At 73.6% G+C, this 2,459-nt stretch carries 2 protein-coding genes; both read right to left on the reverse strand.

Going from position 1 to position 2,459, the window contains the following annotated elements:
* The coding region (locus XM48_RS00095; protein WP_046453737.1) for an AAA family ATPase at positions 1 to 1,938 on the reverse strand (1,938 nt) is incomplete at its 3' end.
* A gap of 44 nt (positions 1,939 to 1,982) precedes the next feature.
* The gene (locus XM48_RS00100) at positions 1,983 to 2,219 is read right to left on the reverse strand and encodes a hypothetical protein (RefSeq protein WP_046453738.1); all 237 of its coding nucleotides are present in this window, start codon (positions 2,217 to 2,219) and stop codon (positions 1,983 to 1,985) included.
* Between the last annotated feature and the right edge of the window lie 240 nt (positions 2,220 to 2,459).

The following is a 2,459-nucleotide window of genomic DNA, read 5'->3' on the forward strand; positions in this document are numbered from 1 at the left end:
GCGGTCGATCTCGCCGAGCTCGATCAGCGGTTCGACCATGTTGTGGGACAGCACCGAGCCGGTCGCGCGCTCGACGCCGAGGGTGCGCGAGTGGGCGACGCCGAGCTCCGCGACCTCGACGGCCTCGCGGAAGCGGCCGAGCAGGTTGAGCGTGTCGGCGTAGTTGACTCGGTGGCGCAGCTGGCTGTCGTGGTCGACCGCGTGCTCCCACGACAGTCGGAAGTCGGCGAGCCCGGCTGTGACCTGGCCCAGGTGCACCCGCGCGCAGCCGCGCAGGTTCGCGGCGACCGACATCGCGGTCTCCGAGTCGACGGTCTCGGCGAGCCGGTACGCTTCGTCGGCGGTCGCGACGGCCTGCTCGAGCCGAGCACCGGTGAGGTGGCGTCCGCCCAGGAAGTTGAGGAGGGTGGCGCGCAGCTGCGCCTCGCCGGGGTCGCCGTCGATCACCTCGAGCGCCTTCGTCAGCAGCGGGACGGTGCCGTGCCGCCCGAGATTCTGCAGGTAGAGCGCGCGGTCGCGCAGCAGGCGCGCGTGCACCGCGGGCTCAGCGGTCGCGGGATCGAGCTCGTCGAGGGCGAGCGAGACCACCGCGAGCGCGCGCTCGCCGTCCCCGCCGTTGCGCAGGATGGATCCGAGCCGGGCGAGGAACGCGATGCGTTCGGTGCCTGCGACGGCGCCCGCGTCGGGCACCTGATCCCAGAGCTCGAGGGCGAGCTCGCCGAAGCGGGCCGCGGTGGAGAACGCGTAGGCGTTCTTCGCCTGCTGCATGGCGCACACGGACGCGGCGAGGGCGCGCGGTGCGTCGCGCGCCTGATGCCAGTGGTAGGCCAGCGCGGCCTCGGATCCGCCCGTGCGCTCAAGCAATTCGGCGTAGCTGCGGTGCAGGCGGGCGCGCTCGCCCGGGAGCAGATCGTCGTGCACCGCCTCGCGCAGCAGCGCGTGGCGGAAGCCGTACGCCTCGCCGTCGCGGATGGTGAGGATGCCGGCGGTCATGGTCTCGCGCAGCGCATCGTCGAGCCGGTCGTCGCCGCCCGCGAAGAGCTCGGCGAGCGGCTCGTGCGCGAGGGGGCCCTCGGCCCCGGACGCCAGCCGGACGATGCGCCGGGCGTCGTCGCCGAGACTGTCGAAGCGGGCGAGGAGCACGTCGCGCAGCGTGTCGGGCAGCGGCCCTTCGGGCTTGCAGAGCAGCTCCTCGACGAAGAACGGGACGCCCTCGCTGCGCTCGACCAGGTGCGCGAGCTCGGCGTCGTCGACGGCGCCCCGCAGCCCGAAGACGAGATCGCGCACGGCGACCGTGTCGAGGCGGGCGAGCGACAGGCGCTCGAGGAGCCGGGCGCGCTCGGCCTCCGCCAGGAAGGTGCGGATCGATCCGCCCCGACGGACCTCGTCGACGCGGCAGGTGAGGAGGAACAGCACGGGCCGCCCGGCGAGCGCGCGGAGCAGGAACGACAGCATCGACAGCGTCGCGGCGTCGGCCCAGTGCAGGTCCTCGACGATCACCACGACGGGTCGGGTCGCCGCGGCGGCTTCGAGGAGGTTCGCGATGGTCTCGCCGAGCCCCTCGGGGCGGATCGCGGAGCGGTCGATCGGCCCGGCGGTGCGCTCGGGCAGCAGCAACTGCAGGGCGTCGCGCCCCGGCCCCGCGGCCTCGTCGGCGGCGTCGCCGAGCGCGTCGAGAACGCCCCGCAGGATCGCGGGGAGCGGGCCGTAGGGCGCCGGCGTCGATCCGTAGTCGAGGCACCAGCCGGTGAGGACGGTGGCCCGGCCCGCGACGGACCGCCGGAACTCGGACGTGAGCCGCGACTTGCCGATGCCGGCCTCGCCCCCGATGAGCTGCGACGCGGCCTCGCCCGCCTCGGCACGGCGCAGGGCGTCGTCGAGGCACGCGAGCTCGGCGTCCCGGCCCACCATGGCGGGGGAGGCGGTGGCGAGTGACATGGTCTCATCCTGCCACCCGCCACCGACATTCGCGGCGACGCCGATCACGCGGGATGCGGGGTGCGGTCGCTCGCGTTCCCGACGCGCTCGCGCCTGGCACGGGCGGCGTCGGTCGGGACGCGGTGCGCGGCGAGCTCGGCGAGTGCACGGCGCACGATCCCGATGCGTGGAACGACCTGGTCCCGGTGCTCGGCGGCGATGCGCGCCCGTTCGGCCCGTACCGCGGCCTGCGCGATCTCCTGCTCGGTGACGCGGTATCCCATGTAGGTGTTGAGGTCCATGATGCTCTCCCTGTCTCGGTAGGTTCTACGGTCCTCGCTAAGGCCCCTCGGCCCCATCGGGCAGGTGCCCTATTTCCCGCCGGGGGATCCTTACTTCCGGGCTCCGGGCTCCGGGCTCCGGGCCCGCGGCGGTCCTCGCGCTCCGCTCCTCGCCACCCACCTCCCGAACGGTCGTTTCTCGGTCGAGTGAGCAGTTGTCCATGAAATGAGGCCGTATTCCATGGACAACTGCTCACTCGA

It is taken from the genome of Leucobacter sp. Ag1, from assembly GCF_000980875.1.
In the GTDB taxonomy this organism is placed as follows: Bacteria; Actinomycetota; Actinomycetes; order Actinomycetales; family Microbacteriaceae; genus Leucobacter; species Leucobacter iarius.